Below are 4,731 nucleotides of genomic sequence, written 5' to 3' on the forward strand. Positions count from 1 at the left end.
TAAACTATTGAATTTTCAAGGTACAAGCCCACTTTTGCAAGTGGGAAGTTTAAGTTAGTACCGTTAATTGCACCCTTCTTAGCTGCTAATGCAGTATTGATTGCGTTAATGGCATCAGTCTTAGAAACTGAAGCGGGGATTTCAACAGCATTAATAGCTTTTTCACCATTGGTTTGCGCTGTTTTAACATCAGCGTCTTTAGTGGCAGCATCAATATTGCTCTTAGCTTTTTGAACTTCCTCAGCAACTTTCTTCTTCAAATCAGCCTTTTCTTCAGCAGTTAAGTTTGAAGTATCGATTGCATCGTCCTTAGTCTTAGCAGCTTGATCGATGGCATTCTTAGCGTTCTTCTTAACATCAGAATCAGTTGGAACTGTTACCGCTTCGATTGCTGTCTTACCATCTTGCCCTGCCTTAGTGGCAACATCGTTAGTTTTTGCGGCAGTGATTGCATCTTTTGCAGTCTTAGCAGCTGCATCCACTTGGTTGTTTAGGGCTTGCTTTTCCTTATCACTAAGGTTGTTAGCCTTGGTGATTAATGCTTTTTGCTTATCTACAGCGTCTTCGACTACTTTGTTTGCTGCTTTCTTAGCGTCTTCAAGACTGGTTTCTTTTCCGCTTAAACCATTGATGGCTGTTTCAATTGCTGAAGCATCCGCATCAGCTTCCTTTTGCGTTAAGCCACTCTGGGTCTTGGCTGTTTGACCTGCCTTAATAGCCTGGTCTAATGCGCCCTTGCTTTCGTCTGAACTGTTGGCGTATTTAGAACCAGCTTGGGCGGAAGTACCGTCGCTAATGGCTTGATTCAACTTATCTAAGTTGGTTGGTTGACCCTTCAAACCATTGATCGCATCTTTAATAGCCTGGGCATCTTGATTGGCGGTGGCTTGGGTCAAAGCTTTATTATTCAGATCCTCACCAGCTTGGCTGAGGGCCTTATCCAAGGCGCTCTTATCGTCGCCATTGGCGTCGTTGTAGTAGCTGGCACTCTTTTGCGCTGCTTCACCTTTACTGATGGCGTCAGTTAATGCTGTCTTATCAGTTTCTTTTCCGCTTAAACCTTTGATGGCTGTTTCAATTGCTGAAGCATCCGCATCAGCTTCCTTTTGCGTTAAGCCACTCTGGGTCTTGGCTGTTTGACCTGCCTTAATAGCCTGGTCTAATGCGCCCTTGCTTTCGTCTGAACTGTTGGCGTATTTAGAACCAGCTTGGGCGGAAGTACCGTCGCTAATGGCTTGATTCAACTTATCTAAGTTGGTTGGTTGACCCTTCAAACCATTGATCGCATCTTTAATAGCCTGGGCATCTTGATCGGCGGTGGCTTGGGTCAAAGCTTTATTATTCAGATCCTCACCAGCTTTGCTGAGGGCATTATCCAAGGCGCTCTTATCCTCGGCCTTGGCGTCGTTGTAGTAGCTGGCACTCTTTTTAGCTGCTTTACCTTGACTGATGGCGTCAGTTAATGCTGTCTTAGCGTCTGCAAGACTGGTTGGAACAACCTTTTCAATAGCTGCGACACCATCTTGCCCTGCCTTAGTGGCACCATCGTTAGTTGTTGCGGCATCGATTGCCTTTTTGGCATTCGTAGCAGCTGCAGCCACTTGGTTGTTTAGGTCTCGCTTTTCGCCATCACTAAGGTTGTCAGCATTGGTAATTAATGCTTTTTGCTTAACTACAGCTGCATCCACTGCAGCATTAGCTGCTTTCTTTGCATCCCAACTAGGAATAATATCTTTAGCTTTTAATGGATCACCTTTTGTATTCAGTGCTCTCTGCTCACCATATAAGCTAGAAAACATGTTATAGTAGCCATTCTGATAAGAATAAATATTAGCTGAGATTCCTGAGAATTGTTGATTTTTCGAACCTTTAGATAAATCTACTTCATGGGAGTCTGTGTGTTGCGTAGTAAAGGAAATAACATAAGAAGAATATTGTGATAGATCTGTGATAATCTTTTTACTTGCGTAACCATGTGACTTAAATTCCATTGCTTGGTTAAAGTTAACACTGTTAAATACGCCATTAACTCCACCCCGTGTGTCATAAATGACTAGGTCCCCTTCTTTTGCACCGTCAACTCCACTTTTATTTTTAATTCTAAAATTATTAAAATGAAAGTCATGATCGCCACCTAGATAAGGGGTTCTCCCATCATATGCATTATTATAAACCTCATTACCATTATTGAAAAAGTAAGTCTGCCATAAGTTATTAGAACCAGCACTAGTAGCAGTAGTGAAATAGTATGAGGGTTGCAAATATCTATTGTCATAAGCTTGCAAGGTTTTACTATTATTAATTAAACCAGTATTTGGATCAACATCTGTCTTAGGATTAAATGAAAAGTCTACTTCAGCTGGTGGATTTTTTATTGTAATGTCAGTAGCGCTATTGCTACCGGGCTCAAATTTATAATATGTATATTTTTGATTAGTATCATTAATTACTTCCATATCAACATTATCAACGATTTGGTAGTCATTAGTGAGAGCAATACCAAATTTTGCAGAAACTAACCCATGTAATTTACTATTATTGCCAGCATTTTGTAATCCCATTTTAGGGAAGAAAGTAACAGTCCAACGGGTCTTACCATTTCCTAAATCTTCTTTAGAAATACTGATATTATTTTTAGTATCTTCAGCTGTCGTTGCCTTTTGCGGATACCAAATACTAGTAGTACCATTAGCTTGAATATCAGCAGTACGGTAAACGTAGTCCTGACCACGAATAGTTACAATCTTGTAATACTTTCCATCTGTACCTTTATAGATATTAGAACTGTAGTTATCTGAAGAAGTTAGATTAGTCTTATTGGCCAAATCTTGATTTTCTTTAGCTGGCTGAGTATTAGTGTTATTTTGATCTACTGTACTTGCTCCAGTATTAGAAACTGCCACTAAACTCATAGCTGCTAATCTTGCTGCTAATGATTTAATATCAGTACCAGGATTTTTCACTAAATTCATTGCCAATAAATTCATAGTTGCTAATTTTGCTGCTGATTTAGCTGCTAATGATTTAATATCAGTGTCAGCGCTACCTTGCGTCTTTGGTGCAGATTGTAAGGTTGTCGCAGATTCTGTAGGATTATTAGCTATTGCATTGTTACTTGCACTACTTTGTTGAACTTTTTCTTTTGCACTAGTTGCTTTCTGAGTATTAGTGTTATTTTGATCTACTGTACCTGCTGCATTTCTGTCAGTATCAGAAGTTGCCACTAAATTCGTAGCTGCTAATTTTGCTGCTGATTTAGCTGTTGATGATTTAATATCAGTGTCGGCACTACCTTGCGTCTCTGGTGAAGATTGTGGGTTTGTCGCAGCTTCTGTAGAATTATTAGCTGTTGCATTCTTACTTGCACTACTTTGTTTAACTTTTTCTTTTGCACTAGTTGTTTTCTGAGTATTAGTTTGTTCAGCAGTTGTATTGCCAACTGCTGAAGTCTGTTGCAACCTACTGTTTGCTGAACTATTGAAACTTTCAACGCTTTCTGTGGTTGCTGCCTTTACAGAATGATTTGTAAAGTTAATTCCAAAAATGGTTACTCCTAATAATACCGAAGCCACACCAACGTTAAGCTTACGTAAACTATAACGCGGTGTCCGCTTAGTTTCTAAAAATTTAAGTTGCTTCATCGTTATTCTTACTCCCCAATTTAATAACTAGTGGTGTATTGCAGTACACCAGAACAAGAGTGCTACCGTTAAGTTATCAGCCTAATTGTTAAGTATAATATTTCTTCAATCTGATAATATTATAACACAGTTTAGCGACTTTGATGACCGCTTGGCCCTCGAGCCGGGCGGCTTTTCTGTTTGCAGTCAACTTACCAGATAGTAAAAGAGACTAACCGCAAAGGCTAATCTCTTTTCAAACACTAAAATTATTCAAGTTCGCGATTGAGAGTAGTGAGACGCAATCTCACTGCTCTCTTTTCATATATTGTGGTACTAGAAATAATGTTTAAATTTAAATTATAATTCTAAGTCGTTTCCTTCATGAAGTACTGACTTTTTAGCTTGAATCTTTGATACAGAGATGGTTCTTCATTGCCTTTTCCGCTTAATTTCGGTTTCCTTATCCCGTTCTAGTTGTTGACGGTGTAACTGAAGTTGATGAATCCTTTAACGGCTTCATCGTGCAATGACCCCCTCATGTTTGCCGTCCCGGCAAAATAAATTTTCAGCCTTCGGTTGCGACCGAAAACGGCTGACTAAATTTATGAATCGTCGGGTTAGTTTCTGCTCAGCATTAATTGATATATACCAATTTGTTAATTATATTATATACTGCTTGAAAGGGCGGCCTGATAGTCTTCCCTTTACCCTAGCGACCGATCAGATATTGCATTCGAGAATGAGTACCTTGAGATTTCATTCAAGGTCATTTCGAGATTTCATATCTGATTTACTTATGTTTTCGTCATAAGTAACAACAACGATCAAACAGACTGCTCCGTTTGGATTTCAGCATTTCTTTTGTGTCAACAAACAGAAACAAAAAATGCCCCACCTATCACTGACGATAAGTAGGACAACAGTCACTTACTTTTAAACAAAAGTAAGTAAAAATATTCAATTTTCGGTAGACAACTTACCTTTAACCCGTGTTTTTTACTAATATTGACCCTCTTCAAATGCTGTCATATTGGGGTTTCCTCTTCATGTTAATACGCGTGGTGCTAGTTAAATCGTTCTAGGCAATATGCCATGTTGTAAGCTAATA

At 39.1% G+C, this 4,731-nt stretch carries 1 protein-coding gene; it reads right to left on the minus strand.

Going from position 1 to position 4,731, the window contains the following annotated elements; all coding sequences use genetic code 11:
- Window positions 1–3,641, minus strand: a 3,641-nt coding sequence (locus CP357_RS09495) for an LEA family epithelial adhesin (protein WP_098037176.1), incomplete at its 3' end; no start/stop codon positions are given.
- Between the last annotated feature and the right edge of the window lie 1,090 nt (window positions 3,642–4,731).

It is taken from the genome of Lactobacillus sp. UMNPBX6, assembly GCF_002553975.1.
Classification (GTDB): Bacteria; Bacillota; Bacilli; order Lactobacillales; family Lactobacillaceae; genus Lactobacillus; species Lactobacillus gallinarum.